The 16,224-nt window shown below is 44.1% G+C and carries 13 protein-coding genes, 1 tRNA gene and 4 pseudogenes; 6 read left to right on the forward strand and 12 right to left on the reverse strand.

The annotated features are described in order from the left end of the window. Positions 1-86: 86 nt before the first annotated feature. The 6 genes and pseudogenes from PLE7327_RS13920 to hetL all read left to right on the forward strand — a co-directional run bounded on the left by PLE7327_RS13920 (position 87) and on the right by hetL (position 6,404). Positions 87-605 carry a DUF3122 domain-containing protein gene (locus PLE7327_RS13920; RefSeq protein ID WP_015144449.1) on the forward strand — a complete coding sequence of 173 codons (519 nt, stop codon included), beginning with the start codon at positions 87-89 and terminating at the stop codon, positions 603-605. Positions 606-637: 32 nt separating this feature from the next. Then, positions 638-1,033, forward strand: a complete 396-nt coding sequence (locus PLE7327_RS13925; protein ID WP_015144450.1) for a hypothetical protein — start codon at positions 638-640, stop codon at positions 1,031-1,033. A 66-nt stretch (positions 1,034-1,099) separates the two neighbouring features. Beyond that, a pseudogene (locus tag PLE7327_RS26630) lies at positions 1,100-1,332 on the forward strand (nitronate monooxygenase); the annotation flags it as partial. Between the two features lie 53 nt (positions 1,333-1,385). After that, positions 1,386-1,997: a hypothetical protein gene (locus tag PLE7327_RS13930; RefSeq protein ID WP_015144451.1), complete on the forward strand. Its 612-nt coding sequence runs from the start codon at positions 1,386-1,388 to the stop codon at positions 1,995-1,997. 277 nt (positions 1,998-2,274) lie between these two features. Continuing rightward, positions 2,275-5,592 carry an efflux RND transporter permease subunit gene (locus tag PLE7327_RS13935; RefSeq protein WP_015144452.1) on the forward strand — a complete coding sequence of 1,106 codons (3,318 nt, stop codon included), beginning with the start codon at positions 2,275-2,277 and terminating at the stop codon, positions 5,590-5,592. Between the two features lie 98 nt (positions 5,593-5,690). After that, positions 5,691-6,404 carry a heterocyst differentiation pentapeptide repeat protein HetL gene (hetL, locus tag PLE7327_RS13940; protein WP_041392151.1) on the forward strand — a complete coding sequence of 238 codons (714 nt, stop codon included), beginning with the start codon at positions 5,691-5,693 and terminating at the stop codon, positions 6,402-6,404. A gap of 63 nt (positions 6,405-6,467) precedes the next feature. Here hetL and PLE7327_RS13945 read toward each other — a convergent pair. From PLE7327_RS13945 to yqeK, 12 genes and pseudogenes are all read right to left on the reverse strand, one after another. Then, positions 6,468-6,902 (reverse strand): annotated as a pseudogene (locus PLE7327_RS13945) (Photosystem Q(B) protein 1); the annotation flags it as partial. Positions 6,903-6,970: 68 nt separating this feature from the next. Continuing rightward, positions 6,971-7,982: pseudogene (locus tag PLE7327_RS26635) on the reverse strand (RNA-guided endonuclease InsQ/TnpB family protein). Positions 7,983-8,023: 41 nt separating this feature from the next. Next, entirely contained in the window at positions 8,024-8,581 is a 558-nt protein-coding gene (locus PLE7327_RS25370; protein ID WP_217523150.1) for a transposase, read from the reverse strand. A 14-nt stretch (positions 8,582-8,595) separates the two neighbouring features. Beyond that, positions 8,596-9,390 carry an IS4 family transposase gene (locus PLE7327_RS25375; protein WP_217523152.1) on the reverse strand — a complete coding sequence of 265 codons (795 nt, stop codon included), beginning with the start codon at positions 9,388-9,390 and terminating at the stop codon, positions 8,596-8,598. A gap of 180 nt (positions 9,391-9,570) precedes the next feature. Beyond that, positions 9,571-10,726 (reverse strand): annotated as a pseudogene (locus PLE7327_RS13960) (cysteine peptidase family C39 domain-containing protein); the annotation flags it as partial. A 1-nt stretch (position 10,727) separates the two neighbouring features. Continuing rightward, complete coding sequence (locus PLE7327_RS22760) at positions 10,728-11,111, reverse strand: glycosyltransferase family 9 protein (RefSeq protein ID WP_015144455.1); 384 nt, start codon at positions 11,109-11,111, stop codon at positions 10,728-10,730. Positions 11,112-11,159: 48 nt separating this feature from the next. Next, positions 11,160-11,927 (reverse strand): tetratricopeptide repeat protein, encoded by a 768-nt coding sequence (locus PLE7327_RS22765; protein WP_083888302.1) that lies wholly within the window; start codon positions 11,925-11,927, stop codon positions 11,160-11,162. Positions 11,928-13,214: 1,287 nt separating this feature from the next. Further along, positions 13,215-13,288: transfer RNA gene (locus PLE7327_RS13975), tRNA-Met, on the reverse strand. A gap of 57 nt (positions 13,289-13,345) precedes the next feature. Further along, positions 13,346-14,299 carry an asparaginase gene (locus PLE7327_RS13980; protein WP_015144458.1) on the reverse strand — a complete coding sequence of 318 codons (954 nt, stop codon included), beginning with the start codon at positions 14,297-14,299 and terminating at the stop codon, positions 13,346-13,348. Between the two features lie 46 nt (positions 14,300-14,345). Further along, entirely contained in the window at positions 14,346-14,846 is a 501-nt protein-coding gene (locus tag PLE7327_RS13985; RefSeq protein ID WP_015144459.1) for a CGLD27 family protein, read from the reverse strand. A 5-nt stretch (positions 14,847-14,851) separates the two neighbouring features. Continuing rightward, a complete protein-coding gene (rsfS, locus tag PLE7327_RS13990; RefSeq protein ID WP_015144460.1) occupies positions 14,852-15,295 on the reverse strand; it encodes a ribosome silencing factor in 444 nt (147 codons plus the stop codon). Positions 15,296-15,370: 75 nt separating this feature from the next. After that, a complete protein-coding gene (gene yqeK / locus PLE7327_RS13995; RefSeq protein WP_015144461.1) occupies positions 15,371-15,967 on the reverse strand; it encodes a bis(5'-nucleosyl)-tetraphosphatase (symmetrical) YqeK in 597 nt (198 codons plus the stop codon). Positions 15,968-16,224: the final 257 nt, after the last annotated feature.

Raw genomic sequence — 16,224 nt, forward strand, 5'->3', positions numbered from 1 at the left:
AAGTGACCAAAGGCGATAATGTTCTGATTCTACGAGATGAAAATGGTTTGCCAATGTGGAGTCGCAGGCAAAGATAGGAGATATTTATGTGGTGTCGCATTCGACAAATTTTCTCGTGGTTGGTATTGCTAGGTACTTTAATTCTACTACTGTTATTGGGGCTAGGAATCTTCTCAGTTTTGCCTGCTGCGGCTGCTATTCGTCAGATGGAAGAAGCCCCCGGACAAATATTACAGCAATCTCGACATACGTTGCGAGATGAGAAGGGAAATGCTTGGCAAGTGGTGCTATTTAAACGGGTTAAAGCCGATGGTTCGACGACCGTCAATTTGCGATTAGTTGGGTTTCCCGGTACGGTGGCATTTGCCCATCCTCAACCGTTGAAAATTACAACCAACCAGGGAGAAATATTGGTAGCTGAAGATTTGTTTGCCCAAAAAGCGCCCGCTCCTAATGTCGGTCAATACGACCTTAAAAATATATTGCCTCAATTACCAATAGCAGGAGCGGTTCATTTATCTCTCGTCATGAATGACGATCGCGCGATCGATCTGTCAATTCCTGCCGAAGTGACGCTCGAATGGCAAACTATTGCAGCCCAATAACGAAATGAAAACATTAACCAAGGATAGAAACAATGGCAGAATTATTTTCCCCCGAATGGATGCAAGCATACAAAGACCAATGGAATGCCGAACCGGAATTAGCAGATGCGCTAGCTAAAATTAATTTTAATTCCGCGATCGCCTACGGCTTCAAAAGAGAAGATAAACCCAAAGGAATTCTCATCGTCAAGGAAGGTCGAGCAGTAGAAGCCGGTATCTATAAAGGACAAGAACTGAACTGGGATTTGCGAGCCGATCTCAAAGATTGGGAAAAGTGGCTCAAGAATGGTTTGAATATGATGAGTTTAAGTGCGGCTTATATGCAGAGCAAACTCAAGTTTGCCGTAGGCGATTATGGTGCGATGATTAAAGATCCCCGCATGGTTGGACCATTTCTCAAATCCTTCGCCGTTATGGGACGAGTTTAACGAATTTTTCAAAACCTAAAATTTGAGAGAGATGACAAAAACAATAACAACCGATTGGAAGTACCAGTGGCAAATCCCAATACAGCCGGAGGTCATCTGGGTGCTAAGTACGAAGAATTAGGCAATCCAGCTTTCAACGCCGAGCAAGTCATTCCCGCCTTAGTCAACTATCTGCGATCGCAAGTGGGAGTAGATATTCCCCAGTGATTGCGGCAGGCGGAATTTGGAATCGCACCGATATCGCTCGCGTGCTAGCTTTGGGAGCAAAGGGCGTGCAAACAGGAACTCGTTTTATTACCGGCTTGCAAGTGTCGCGATACCGGCATTGGATCGCGCCGGACGCGCACAAAGGATGATGTCTGTTGCCCAATTAATAGAAGATGAAGAATTTAACCAATTATCAGCTCTAATGAACTCCCCGGATTGGCAAACTCGCGATCGCTTTCTCGAACTTCGCTCTCCTTGGCTTACTCTGATTGGCGAACATCTTCAAGAGCCGCAACAGGAACAAATTCTAAAATACTGGCGAGTTGAAAAGGCTGATTCAGTTATTATTTTACCCATTCAAAGCCACCAGCTAATTTTGCCCCATCCAACTTACCGCCCCGGATTGGGCAAAGCAACCTTGGACTTTCCTGGCGGAAGACTTCCTGAAGGAGAACAGCCGCTCGCGGTAGTGCCAACTATTCTCCAACGCGAACTAGGGGTTACAGCAGAAGATATCGCCCAGATAACCCCTTTGAATAGTCAGGGATGGGCAGTCAATAGTTCCTTTTCCAATCAGAAGCTCTACGGATTCGTCACAGACTTGCATTCTACAGCTAAGATTCCTGCAAACTTTATTGGAGGCACTTATCCTATTACCGACTCAGGTATTGAGTCCTTACTCAAATCTCTAACTTGTCTGCAATGTCGAGCCTTGTTGTTGGAGTGGTGGCTAACTAGATCGCGATCGTTGAGTTAAATGAAACTCATACCATTTTGGATTGCGGAAGCTTAATGCGGAAGCTTAATAAAGCAGTGGTTTCAATTCTTTTTTAAGTGGTTTGCGATAACTCTTTTGCTTTATTCAAAAGTAATTTAGCTCTCAACTCTAGAAAACTATTGTAATCATCAGTGACATTTAGCTACTAACCCATTTACAGGAAGACCCGAGCTTTTATTTTGCTAAATAACTAAAAAGTTTTATAATAAATAATTGCCAATTAGTTTAACCGACGAAATCAATCTGGATAACTGCCATGTCTGACGATTCCTGCGGAACGCCGAGCGATCGCGCCGAAACCCAAAAGCCGAACCTGGTAGGACAAATTACTGCTTATTTTATTAATTCCCAGGTGACAATCCTTCTCATTGCTGCTCTTATCGTGTTTGGCATAGCAGCAGTCATCTTTACCCCCAAAGAAGAAAATCCGCAAATTGTCGTTCCGGCGGCTGACGTTTACTTGCAGTATCCCGGCGCACCCGCAGAAGTCGTCGAGAAAACGGTTACGACTCCAGTAGAAGCCAAAATTCGGGAAATAACGGGAGTCGAGCATATTTATTCGGTTTCCCAGAATTCTGGGGCAAAGATTACGGTGCAGTTTTTTGTCGGGGAAAACTGGGAAGATTCCCTATTCAAGCTACAAAACCAGTTATATAATTGGCAAGATATTTTTCCGCCTGGGGTAAATTACCTCGTCAAACCGACAATTATTGACGACGTGCCGATCGTTACCCTGACGATCGCGGGAGAGGGTTATTCAGACAATCAACTGCGCCGCATTGGAGAGAGATTATTAGAAGACTTGCGCAGCATTCCCAATACCGGGAACTTGACAATTACAGGGGGACAACCCCGCGTCATGCGGGTGGACTTGGATCCCGATAAATTAGCCAGTTACAAACTATCTCCTGCCGCGATCGCCCAACGCCTGCAAGGAGAAAATATCCAACTCCCCGCGGGGGATGTTTCGGCGGGAGAAAACCGACTCTTTATTGAAGGGGGCAGTTTATTTTCCTCAGCCGCCGATCTGGGGGATGTTATTGTCGGCTTTAGCGGCGGCGCAGCCAACAAATCTCCCATTTATCTGCAGGATGTAGCAACCATCAAAGATGATTTCGGCGATCGCGTTACCTATTCGCGCATTCACTACCGCAAAGATTGGAACATCGCCAATCCCTATCCCAACTCCAAAGAACATCCCCAGGACGAATTCGTCAGCCAAAACGCAGTTACCATCGGCATTGCCAAGAAAAAAGGCACTAACGCCGTCACCGTTGCCAAGCAGATCTTTAAGCGCCTCGACGAACTAAAATCTCAACTACCGCCAGGGGTAGAAATTGGGGTTAGTCGCAACGATGGACTGACGGCATCTAGGGCAGTCGGGGATCTTTACACCAGTTTATTGCAAGCGATCGCGATCGTGGTAGCCCTACTGGTAATTTTCTTGGGTTGGCGCGAAGCTTCCATTGTTGCCTTTGTCATTCCCCTAACCCTGGCAGGAACGCTGTTAGTGGGTTGGATTGCCGGTCAAACCATTAACCGAATTACCCTTTTTGCGCTGATTCTGGCATTGGGTACGTTGGTAGATGACGCGATCTCGGCGACAGAAAATATTCACCGTCGCTTTGCACTCAAAGCCAACATGAGTTTTTCCGAAAAAACCTCAGAAGCGATCGCCGCCGTAGCCGAACTAGGCGTTCCCATCATTCTCTCCACCGTCACCGTCATCCTCGCCTTCCTGCCCATGCGCTTCGTCACTGGCATGATGGGACCCTACATGGCGCCAATTCCTTTTAACGTGCCCGTCGCCATGCTGATTAGTACCACCTTGGCATTGACGGTGACTCCCTTTCTGGCATTGCGGTTAATTAAAATTAAACCGAAACGGGAAACGGGAAATGGGTCAGAATCTGCCGCTAACGAGTCTGAGAAAGTACAGCAAACCCGCATCTACAAGCTATATCGCCGTATCTTAGAACCCTTACTCGACTCTACCCAACGTCGCCGCTTCGTGTTGTTTTTCATTACGGGTTTGTTACTGGCAAGTTTTATCCTACCTTTGACTCAGGCGATCAAATTCCGAATGTTGCCCAAGGCAAATAAAGATACTTTTTTAGTCCAACTCGATGCGCCACTGGGAAAAGAGTTAGTAGAGACCGATCGCATCGTTCGAGAAATGGAAGCCGCTTTAACCCAAGATCCGGAAGTGGTACAATTCGAAAGCTATGTAGGTACGGGCGCGCCAATAGACTTTAATGGCTTGCTGCGGGGCAGTAGCGATCGCACGGGCGAACATTTTGCCGATATTCGGGTTCATTTAACCAATAAAGAGGCTCGCAAAGAAGATTCTGAAGCAATCGTTTTCCGCTTGCGTTCCCAGTTAAGCGCAATTGCGACAGCGAATAATGCCATTGTCAAGTTAGTCGAAGATCCGCCCGGTCCTCCAGTGCGATCGACCATGCTAGCGGAAATTTACGGTGCCGATTACGATCGCCTGTGCCAGTTAGCAAAAACAGTCCGCCAAGTCTTCAGTGACACTAAGGAGGTAGTCGATATTGACGATTCGGTCAAAAATCGGATCCCCCAAATGAAGTTGGTAGTAGATCGCAACAAAATCAACCAAGCCGGTTTAACCGCGCAAGAGATTGCCCAAACGCTAAATATGGCGATCGCTGGGGCAAATGTTTCTACCCTGCAAGTACCCGGAGAACTCTCCCCCGTAGCCATTCAAGTACGCTTTACCGAAACGAACAGACAGAATCTTGACGACCTTACTCGCATTCAAATTCCCACCCCAACTGGAAATCTCGTTCCCCTGACGGAACTGGTCGAGTTTAAACCTACTATCGTAGACGAACCGATTTTCCACAAAGATCAACGACCCGTTACCTATGTGATGGGCGAAATGGGCAATCGTTCCTCCGTCTACGCCGTCATCGACCAAATGATTTATTTCCTGCGCCATCCCCTGCCTCAAGGCTACAACATCAAATGGGACGGGGAATGGAAGCTAACCCTCGATGTTTTCCGGGATTTGGGATTGGCAATGTTGGTAGCGGTAATGTTGATTTATTTCATTCTAGTGGGTCAATTCCGCAGTTTTAAAGTGCCTCTGATTATCATGGGCGCGATTCCTCTCGCCTTAATCGGCATTTTGGTCGGTTTCTCCCTTAATGGGGTTTACTTTAGCGCTACTGCCATGATTGGCGTAATTGCCCTCGCAGGAATTGTCGTCCGCAACGCGATCGTGCTGTTGGAGTTTATCGGCGATCGCCTGCGCGAAGGAGTCGATTTAAAAACTGCTATCCTCGAAGCGGGAGCAGTACGATTTCGTCCGATTTTGCTGACTAGCGTAACGACCATGTTGGGGACTTTAAGCATTCTCAACGATCCCGTTTGGTCGGGACTAGCTTGGACGTTATTATGCGGAATGCTGACCTCTTCTGCTCTGACCTTAATCGTCATTCCCTTAATGTATTATGGCGAAAAGCGATCGCATACTGGATCGGAAAATATCTCTCTTTCTCTAAGCGAGCAACAGATACAGTCGGTTAACTCAAGTCATCCAGTTTAAGAGAATGGCAAAGAAACAAACATAAATTTATCTGTCTACCTAACTATGTGTAAAAATAACTAAGCAATAATCAGGCTTTTCAGGAAATGTCAGATGACATGGAAGTTAACGAACTGTTGAGACAATATGCAGCCGGAGAAAGAAATTTTCAAAAGCTTGATTTTCGGGAGGGAGAACTGATTAAAGCGAACCTCAAAGGAGCAGATTTCTCTAGGAGCGATCTACGCCAAGCGAGACTGGGTAGAACTAATTTCATGCAAGCTATCTTTAGAGAAGCCGATCTCAGCGAGGCAATTCTTTGGGGAAGCGACTTGAGCCAAGCCGATTTATCCCGCGCCGTGTTGCGGGATGCAGATTTGAGCGGTGCCAAGCTGATGCAAACAAATCTGACTGAAGCTTATTTGAGTAAAGCCTGCCTATGCGGTGCCAATCTTCATGGCGCTAAACTACAGGGTGCCATTCTGTTTGAGGTGGACTTTCGTCCCACTTCCGACCAACGGACAGACATAGGTAAAGCTGACTTGAGCGGTGCAGACTTAAACTATGCCAACCTCAGTGCAGCACTTTTATATCGAGTTAATCTGGATAAGGCTAAACTCTGTCGCGCGAATCTGAGTGTCAGCCTAGAGCGCGATCCGTTTGTTACCGATCTCACTGAAGCTAGCTTGCGAGGAGCCGATCTCAGTTATGCTAACCTGAGTGGAGCCGTTTTGCTGAAAGCCGATCTCCAAGAGGCCGATCTAACAGGAACAATCTTAACCGATGCTGACTTGCGAGGTGCAATCATGCCTGATGGAACTGTGCATGATTAAAAAAGAAACAGCACTCTTTCTAGAGTGCTGATAAGATATGGATAGCAAGACAAAAATTAACCCTTAACCCTCAACAACGGGAGCAACTAAAGCTACTGGTTGCGCTGGAGCCGAAGCTAAATCGAGGGGGAAATTGTGAGCATTGTGTTCGTGCATCACCTCGATGCCCAGATTGGCTCGGTTGAGGATATCTGCCCAAGTGGGAATCGGTCGTCCTTGGCTGTCCAGAATAGAATCGTTGAAATTAAACCCATTGAGGTTAAATGCCATCGTACTAATTCCCATCGCCGCCGACCAAATTCCTACCACGGGCCAAGCGGCTAAGAAAAAGTGCAGCGAGCGCGAGTTATTAAAGCTAGCATACTGAAAGATCGGCCGTCCAAAATAACCGTGTGCTGCGACAAGGTTATAGGTTTCTGCTTCCTGACCGAACTTGTAGCCAGCGTTAGCCGATTTGGTTTCCGTCGTCTCTCGGATCGAGTTAGAAGTCACCAAAGAGCATAACTTTATATAACCATAAAGTTATCTAGTTTTGACATAATCCCCGCAATTGAATTGCGGGGATTCTAGGGTCCAACAGCGATTGCAGTTTCATACGGTCTTACATCACCTAACCCAACAGTCGATGCCCCGACTGCACAAATTAACTGAGATGCGTTGTCGTCTCTACCATTAATTGACTGACAAGATGGACAGCGCCATTCTCTAATGGACAAATCTAACTTTTCTAAAACGCGTCCGCAACACGCACAAGTCTTACTAGATGGATACCATTGGTCAATAAATACAATTAATTTACCTTTCTTTTTGGCTACCCATTCAAGAATTCGTAGGAACTCACCCAAAGCAAGCGTCAGATATTTTCCTGCCCCAAAGACGTTGCATTCCCTTGAAGTTGAGAGTTTCAAAGCAAAGTACATCAAACTTATTTGTTAACTCGTGGGCTAACTTCCAAAACCAATCACGCCGACGATTAGAAACATCTTCGTACTGGCGTACTAAATTCTTCCTTACTCGTTCTCTATTGGATGATCCTTTTAGCTTTTTAGAGAGATGCTTACTAGCCTTCTTGATAGCGTTTAGAGACTGTTTGAAAAATTGGGGAGACTCAATTCTTGTTCCGTCTGAGCCGGTGAGAAATGTTTTTAATCCAAAATCAAAGCCAGCGATTTTACCCATTTTAACTGAGCCAGCGCCATGGGCGGGTTCCCCGACTTGTGGCGACTGGCGTTCGACTTCTCGATTACTACCATCAACAACAATGACCATAAATAACTCACCTAACGGTGTGCGTTTGATGGTTAATGTCTTGACCGTTCCCTCAATCTCTCTGGACTTCCAAAATTGATAAACTCTACTACCAATTTTGACTCTATTGCCACCCAGGAACTTATAACCTGCTTGCTTAAGGGTGAAGGATTTGTATTTCTTGACCTTCTTAAAACTTGGTGGTTTAACTCCCTTTTTATTGTGCTTAAAAAATAACTGCTAGGCTTTATCAATGCGTTGACAGATATCCTGTACTGCTTGAGATCCTACTGTTTGCCACAAAGGATTACGTTTTCTCAACTTGGCAATATGAGACGAATGGCACTAAGATAAGTGGAAACACTTATCATTCAAGCAGTTTGCCATTGTTCGGCGTACTGATGTCTAGGCTGCTTCATCAAAGGATAAGCTTTAGGGCGACGTTTACGAACTCTTGGTTCACTTCTGCCGGGGCGATCGCTCACCGACTTGTGAACAACAACTTTTAGTAAAGTCCGATAAATTTGATGAAGTTGTGCGGATGAAGCAGCTAATAATTGAGGAATAAAATTATGCAAGTGATGACGAGTTCCTTGTAATGATAAGCGTACTGGTGGCACACCGTAAGTCGTACCAGATTCCCACATTAAGGTACGTAACAAATTGTAGGCAAGCAAATAAACATAAAGTTCTTTACCTACCATAGCGGGAGTTTTACCTCGTAAAACTTCCATGCCCAAAGTAGTTTTCAGATGTTTTAAATTTACTTCAACATCCCATCGGCAATCGTAAAGTTTAACAAGTTCTAATGTAGGATAAGTTTCTGTATCCAGTAAAGTTGTGATTAAGCTAACAGATGAAGTCCGAAATCCAGGAATAAAAATGTAGTAAGAAATTTCTCGGACAATCAAAGTTTCAGGCAGAGCCAAAAATTCCTCTTCACTTAATCCATTGGGGCATTTTTAGGTTTATGCCAAATTACAAGTTTGTCACAGTCTCCAAAAAGTTTTCCTCTACGCATGGACATCTGGCGGGACTGATGTTTACGGAATACTGCATCACACTTAAGGTTCATTAGAGTCACCAAATCCGCATAGGCACAAAAAGCGCGATCGCCTAAAAGTATGTCATTAGGCTTGAGAAATTGATACAATTTTCTGGCTAATTTCAGAGCGTGAGTGTTGAGAACATCGATGACTAAAGCAATAGCCGCACCCGTAGCGAGGCTAAATCTCACACCAATTTTCGCGATTGGAAAACCACACCCTAGTTTTTGACTACTCGGTTGAGGGTAAGATTTCTGATTTTCAATCGTATCAGGCATCGACACGCTAGCTCCATCTATCACTTTTACATGGCGAGCGCACCACAAATATTGGGTTGTCACTTTTTCTTCTAAACTTTGTGCCGTAGAACCAAAAAGTTTTTCTAAGAGATTTTCTGGTAATCTAGACCGTGCTTGACAATAAGCACTCGTATCCGAGCTAGGAATTTCTACTCTTTGATTAGCTAAATAAGCAATCACTCGGCTCACTGCATTGTGGCAACTTTTGTCAACATCTAAAACCTGAGAGAGAAAAGTCCACAGAGTTACTATTGGGTCAAATAATCGCCGACGATATTTAACTTTTAATTCATCGATAACTTTTTGAATCTCCCATGACGGCAATAAATTCTCAAACGGTAGTCCCAGACTCTGCCTAAATTTTTCTTGAAGAACTCTGACACGATTTGTCACAATATTATTATTCCAATTGGCTTTCAAGTTCCAAAAAAGTATTTTACGGGCTTGAAAGCTTTTTCTCCCAATTGAAAACATTTTGGATCGTCATTGCACGCGCGACGCATTCTAACTTCAGCACTTACAAAGTCTGCGATGTTGATTGCGCAAGGCGTTCCTCTTATCTTAGTGCCATTCGACTTTACCCCCTGGAAGCGTAACGGAGAAGTCTTGCAACAAGTCGAGTCTACCTGGGTGGTGAAAGTTGAGGTTGGTGCAAACGATGTCAGCATCTCCAGGAATTTTGGCAAACGATTTCAGGTCATCCTCTTGAGTTTCTGGCTTGGCTTCAATGACTTCACCAAGACGCTGAACGGCTGTTTGGGTACGGATAAATTGATCGACAAAACTAACGGCAGTATTCGTAAACAAGGTCAGGTTGCCATTCATGCTGTTAAACGCCAACAGCATTCCAATAGTTAATTCCTGACGGATGACGAGTAGGCTGCCCAACCAAAGCAAGACAATATTACCGACATTGTTGAATATCTTCTAGACGGCTGGCAATTTCGCCACTGCGGCGAGTTTCGTAGTAGTTGAGGGGCAAACGCAGAATTTGGCGACCGAACTCAAAATTTAGCCCTAATTGTATGCGTTGGGCGAGGTGAGCGATCGGGTTAGATTGAACCAGTCGCAGGCTGCTACTGACAAGGTTCATAATTACCACGGCAATAACGATGCGAGCCAGTAATTGGCTATCTTGCCGGACGAGAACGTCGTCAGTAAGAACCTGGATCAGAAAAAGGGGCGCCAGGGAGAGTACTCCTAGAACTAGGTTAAGGAGTAGCGTTTGGGTAAGCATGAAGCGATGCGGCAAGACGCGCTTGAGGAAGAGGGCGAATCCACCGATTTTGTCCTTTTGGTCTTCCTTAGCCAAAAAACGCACTGGGTCAGGTTCTAATAGAAGCATGACCCAATCTCTCCAAGCCTCTGTAAGCTTGTTTTTCTCAAAATATTGGATACCCGCGATCGCGGGATCGGCAACGATGAATTTCTTGCCTTGTCTCCCGTATAAAACGACCCAATGATAACCTTGCCAGTGAATGATGGCTGGCAGGGGTGCTTTTTCGATCCGGTCTAAAATGACAGGCGAGGCAGTGACAGAACGGGCATTAAACCCCAGGGATTCTGCACCGCGTTTGAGTCCCAAAAGGGTAGTTCCTTGCTGTCCCGTCCCAGCAATGTCGCGAACGTAGCTAATGGTAAAAGTACGCCCATAATATTTGGCAATCGTCGCCAGACAGGTAGCACCGCAATCTTCTTGACTATGTTGTAGAACGTTGGGATATTTCATCTCAAACGCGATCGCGAGCCAAGTGTTGTTTTAATGCGGGAATGACTTGCGCGAAAACGCTCTCCCAATCTCCATGCTGGCGCTGGCGGAACAGTCGCATCGTCGGATACCAAGGAGTATCTTCGCGGTCTTGCATCCATCGCCAATCCGCATCGAAGCCTAATAAAGTCCAGACAGGTTTGCCCATTGCCCCAGCTAGATGGATAACGGCTGTATCGACAGAAATTACCAAATCTAGCTGAGAAATCAAAACAGCAGTATCGGCAAAGTCTTTAATCTGAGGAGATAAATCGTACAGTCGATTTTCATGTTTAAATTCATCGATTTCACTAGTCCATTTTCCAACTTGAAGGCTATAGAGACTAACTTCGGGAATCGACAACAAACTAATAAATAAGGATAAAGGACAGTCTCTGTAACAGTTTAAATCGCCTCATCGTTCGCGATGACCGCTCGACCAAACAATACCAATTTTGAACCGAGTTTTTGGAAATCCTTGTGGAACTATGGGTAAATTCCCATCTTTCCATTGGTCATTTTTTGGCAAATTTATATAGGGAATTTTAGCGGGTATAGTCTCTAGAGTCGTTCCCAAGTAGTAAAGTAAGCTTAAGAGCGGTAAATAAACATCTGTATCTGGTAACTTGTCTTCTAGAATTACTAATCGATCGATACCAGAGATACAACCGAACAATCGAAACAGAGGCTTTGGACAAGCGAAAATTACTCGTCCACCTTTTTGAGCGACTAGAGGAGCATAGCGAATCAACTGAATAATATCGCCAAACCCATCATCGCCATTATGCAGTAGAATGGTCTTTCCATTTAGATCAGAACCATCCCACATCGATCGCTCCCCAAGATAAGATTTGTGGAAGTTAGGTAAGTGTTTTCTACACTCAAAGTCTGGCAGTCCTTTCTTAAAATCGCCCTTTTTTAAAAAAGTTAAACTGCAATTCCAGCGACATTTTATATTATCTGGTTCGATTTCTAGCAAGCGATCGAAGATTTCAATTGCTTCCTCCAATCTTCCCTGTTTTGCAAGAGAATAAGCCAAACCATTCCAAGAGTTAGTAACATTATTCTCTAAAGCTAATGATTGTTGAAAATACTGAATAGCCTCATTAAATTTTTCTTGCTCTTGATATATTCTACCTACTTGATAGTATGAATCGGCATCATTGGGATTTAGAGCGATAATTTTTTGTAATCCAAAATAGCTCGCTCAAAATTATTAACCTTACGAGATAGCAAAGCCCGCAATTTTAATGCCTCTATAGAATCGGGAAAATCGGCCAAGATATAATTTAATATTTCTTCTACATTATCTAAATTTCCCGATCTATACTCCAGAAGTGCTTTGTTAAAAAAAACTGAGCTATTTCAGAGGTTTCAATTGAGGATTTAGTACTATTATTCATTGCAATTTATTTTTCTTAGTAGTTAGTTACAGTATTCTCGAATGGATTTAAAATATAACGTCTGCTAGGATTGCGATCGCCAAAAATATTAAACATATAAGTTGGTTTTGGATTTTCTAAATTCTCTTCATTCTCAGCAGAAATAGACTTAATGGCGAAAATCTGAAGATAACGCTCCTCCAGCCACATAAGTAGGGCGGATAGCCGCAACCGTTACTAAATTAATTTCACTACACTCATCGCAATTGATGGCTAAATCATAAGCTCAAGCCACTTCAAAACGTTGGCGAACGGCTTGGACTAAAGTCTCCAGAAAGTCTGGGCTTTCAGTATAAAGTGAAAATCTCCAGTCGATATATGGACTATGAATCTCAAAATCTTTAGTAATTTCACTGCCAAAAAAATCTAACGTAGAGTGAGGATATTTCTCTTTTAGTCCTCTCAAAAGAGGGGTAATAACAACAAAATTTCCCACTTTATTAGAGAAAAAACAGCTAAGTGAGGATTTGAACGTAGATCCTGATTAGAAAAAATTTTCAATTTTCATTTTTTATATCATTTTTATGAATTGCTCCTCGACTTTTTAGCCGCACAAAAATTAACTTATAATTCAATTGATATCCAAAAAATAGAAGATGTCGATACAGAAAAATTCAGGATTCTTACCTCAAATTTATTCGGGAAAATTTTGATAAATTCAGTTGGTTTTATTTTTCTGGCAATTGGCAAATTTCTCTATCTTTGAAAAACATGTAGCGATCTATCCCTAAAACCATTTGGACAAATAAAAAAAGTTGCTAAATGTCTTAAAGTTTTTCTTAATTGTATTCCGTAATCGGTCAAAACCTAGTTGTAGTAGCTACTTGCATTCGTTCCAATCAAAACAAAAAATTGACACTGAATAGAGCCATGAATTTTGAGGAAGTCTTTAAGGTTTTAGATACAGATGTCTTTGCCAAAACCCAAAGACATTTAAAGGATGTAGAAAGATTTATTATCACATCCTTAACTCGTAAAAGCCAGAAAAATTAAGCCCTGTCGGAACTTCTCCGGACAGGGCTTATCAGTGGCGGGAGGCGGATTTGAACCACCGACCTTCGGGTTATGAGCCCGACGAGCTACCAGACTGCTCTATCCCGCGTCGCCTTTCCTAGTATAACAGGAAAATAGGCTACTAACAACTAATTGTCGAAAAATTTCAAGGCATTGATAATTCGCCAATCGCTTCTAAACGCTTGTAACGACTCAAAATCATAAATCGTTCGGACAAAGTTTCAGCTACCGTCGTACTAATCCAGCCCATTTGCCTGAGTAGATGAAGGGCGACAGCATATTTAGCTCGCTTAGAACCATCTATAACTTTGATCGCTAAGCCCATTCCCTCGCCAATACGACCGACGCATTGAATGCCTTCTGCACCAGATTTGCTGACCAAATGCCCTTCGCTCAATCGCATCAATTCAGTATCGAATGCCCCATCGCCAGCGACCATTTGCGGATAATAAGTCATTGCTCGAACGATGCGTTCTAAGTCCACACTATTACCAGAAGCGAGTAGAGCGTATAAATGCGCCATTTGTCCTATCTGCATCGAGTAAGTCGGAGCGCCACAGTCATCGCGAGCGCTAATTAACTCTTCTCCCGGCATTCCCAATAATTCGGCTATTTTTCCTAAAATTAGCTGCTGTACAGGGTTGGAACGCCGCAAATAGGTATCGAGGGGCCAATGGCGCTGCTGGCAAACGGCTAGCATTCCGGCATGTTTTCCAGAACAGTTATGCTGTAGCGGACTTTGAGCGCCGTCTGGGATGGGACATTGAAGGAAACTGGGATCGATATCGGCACGCCAGAGAACGTTAAAAACTTGTCGTGCCTGTTCGATAGTACCGCGATGAGAACTGCAAATAATGGCTAAGTCTTTGTCGGTGAGATCGTAGCGTTCTAAAGTCCCCGTGCTAGTGACGGCTAATGCCTGAAACGGTTTGAGGGCAGAACGAATAAAAGCTGTCGTTTCGGCGCTTCCTGCAACTAGCAAAATCCGTCCTTTATCGTCGCAGACGGTCGCTTCAACTTGATGGGTGGATTCTACGATTCCTTCTCTGAGTAAATGAACTTCGAGTCTCGGTGCTTGGGTTCGTTTTCCTCTGGTCATTCGATTTTGGATGAAAGGATTTTGGATGAAAGGATTGGCTCGATTTTTAGAGAAAGAGCCAGATTAGGCAGCCAATCCCGACTAAGATTGCCAAAATTAAAGCCGTTCGTCGCAGGCGTTGCATAATCGGCTCGATTTGATAAGAAACGATTAACCGATCGCGCGCGATTGCTTCTGGTGGCTTTTGCCAAATTTGGCCATCATACCATCCCGACTCTTCATAAAATACCTTCTCAGATTTGAGGCGATCGCGGATATAATACCAACCCAAGTAGAGCCTCAACAACACTAACGCTACTAGCAAGCTAGTCCCTAACACGCCAGATAAGGCAAATAAGAATGGATGTTTTTGAGGCGGGAAACTAGCCGCCGCAATCGGTCCAACGACAATCCAGCCCCAAAGCCATACCCAAGCAAATTTTCTCCAATAGGGAAGGCTTTCGAGAGTTGCCCAACGAAAGAACCAAGAATCTTTTAATTGTTCGTATTCTTTAAGAGGTTGTTGTTCGTCAGGAACGGGACACGATTGAACGGAAGAGTCCTTCATGGCTACTACTCTTGTGATGAGTTATATAAGGAAGGGATGTTAATCCGTTCTGCGTGACCCCAAAACGCTTCTAGGTTATAAAATTCTCGTTCTTGAGGCATAAAAATATGAACGATTACATCGCCATAATCGTGAAGAATCCAAGAACCTTCTCCTTTGCCCTCTACCCGCAAAGGATTTTTGTGACACTCTCTAGCGACTTTCTCTTCAATCGAATCGGAGATCGCTCTTACCTGAGTTCTCGAAAAGCCGGTCGCAATGACAAAGTAATCTGTTAAATAAGATACATCGGTCACTTTTAGAACGACAATATCAGACGCTTTGCGATCGTCAGCTGCTTGAGCGATCGTCTCGGCTAAACGGTGGGATAAATCGTCTGATGTCTGGCTGGTAATTGCTACTGTCGATAGATTTGTGTGTGGGGATTTTTGAAAATCGCGATTTGTCATTACACTCTGCGAAAGCTATTGTTTTATTTGGAACTAATCAATGTCTGGGAATTGCGTTCGGGATGTAAACTTCGCTCAACTGTTACATGTTGCTTTCTCCATTTGTTTCTTAACAACTTGTAATGCCCAATTGCGCGTCAAAATTACGCGCGGGTGAATAGTTTTATTGCTATCGACCAAACATTTTAAGGAATAGTCACAGGTTTGCTGTACGCTTTTATAAAGATTTTGCCAGCTAACTTGACGTATGGCTTCGAGTTCGGGAATTTTGCCTCGATTGGGTTCGAGAGCGTCGGCTACGAAAACGATACAACTAAGCGGACTCATCTGAGGACGACCGAGAGTATGATTGCGGATAGCATCTAAGATTTCTCGATCGCTTATCCCAAATTCATCTCGCGCTACGATCGCGCTTGCATCGGCGTGCAATAAATGGGGATTAGCTTGGCAAATGGGATCGATTTCCAGACCGTTTCGTTTTGCTATCTCAAGCAAGCGAGTTGGCTTGAAAAATTTAGCGAGATCGTGCAGCAATCCGGCTTGCGCTGCTTTTAGGGGATCGACTCGATGGCAGCGAGCAAGTTCGATACACATTTGCTCCACGCCTAGAATATGTTGCAGTCGGTGAGCCGATACATTTTCGGCTAGCCAAGCGATCGCGCGATCTCGCATAAAAAAATTCTGAACCTCCATTTATCCTTATTGTAGCGAACATGTCTTGAGAGATAATCGATCGCGATCGCGATCGCCGAAACCCCGATTGCTTCTTCGTTTTATTCGGCTAGATAATCTCTTAAAATTTGAGAAAACTTTAAGAGATTAGAGGTCATGCAACGCCTGTTAATCAAAATTTGCGAGAGATATGGCAGCTTTTTTATCCTGTCGTTACTTGTTGTCGTAACTCTCATGCTGCTGGCTAAGCCAATACT

It is taken from the genome of Pleurocapsa sp. PCC 7327, assembly GCF_000317025.1.
GTDB lineage: Bacteria > Cyanobacteriota > Cyanobacteriia > Cyanobacteriales > Microcystaceae > Hydrococcus.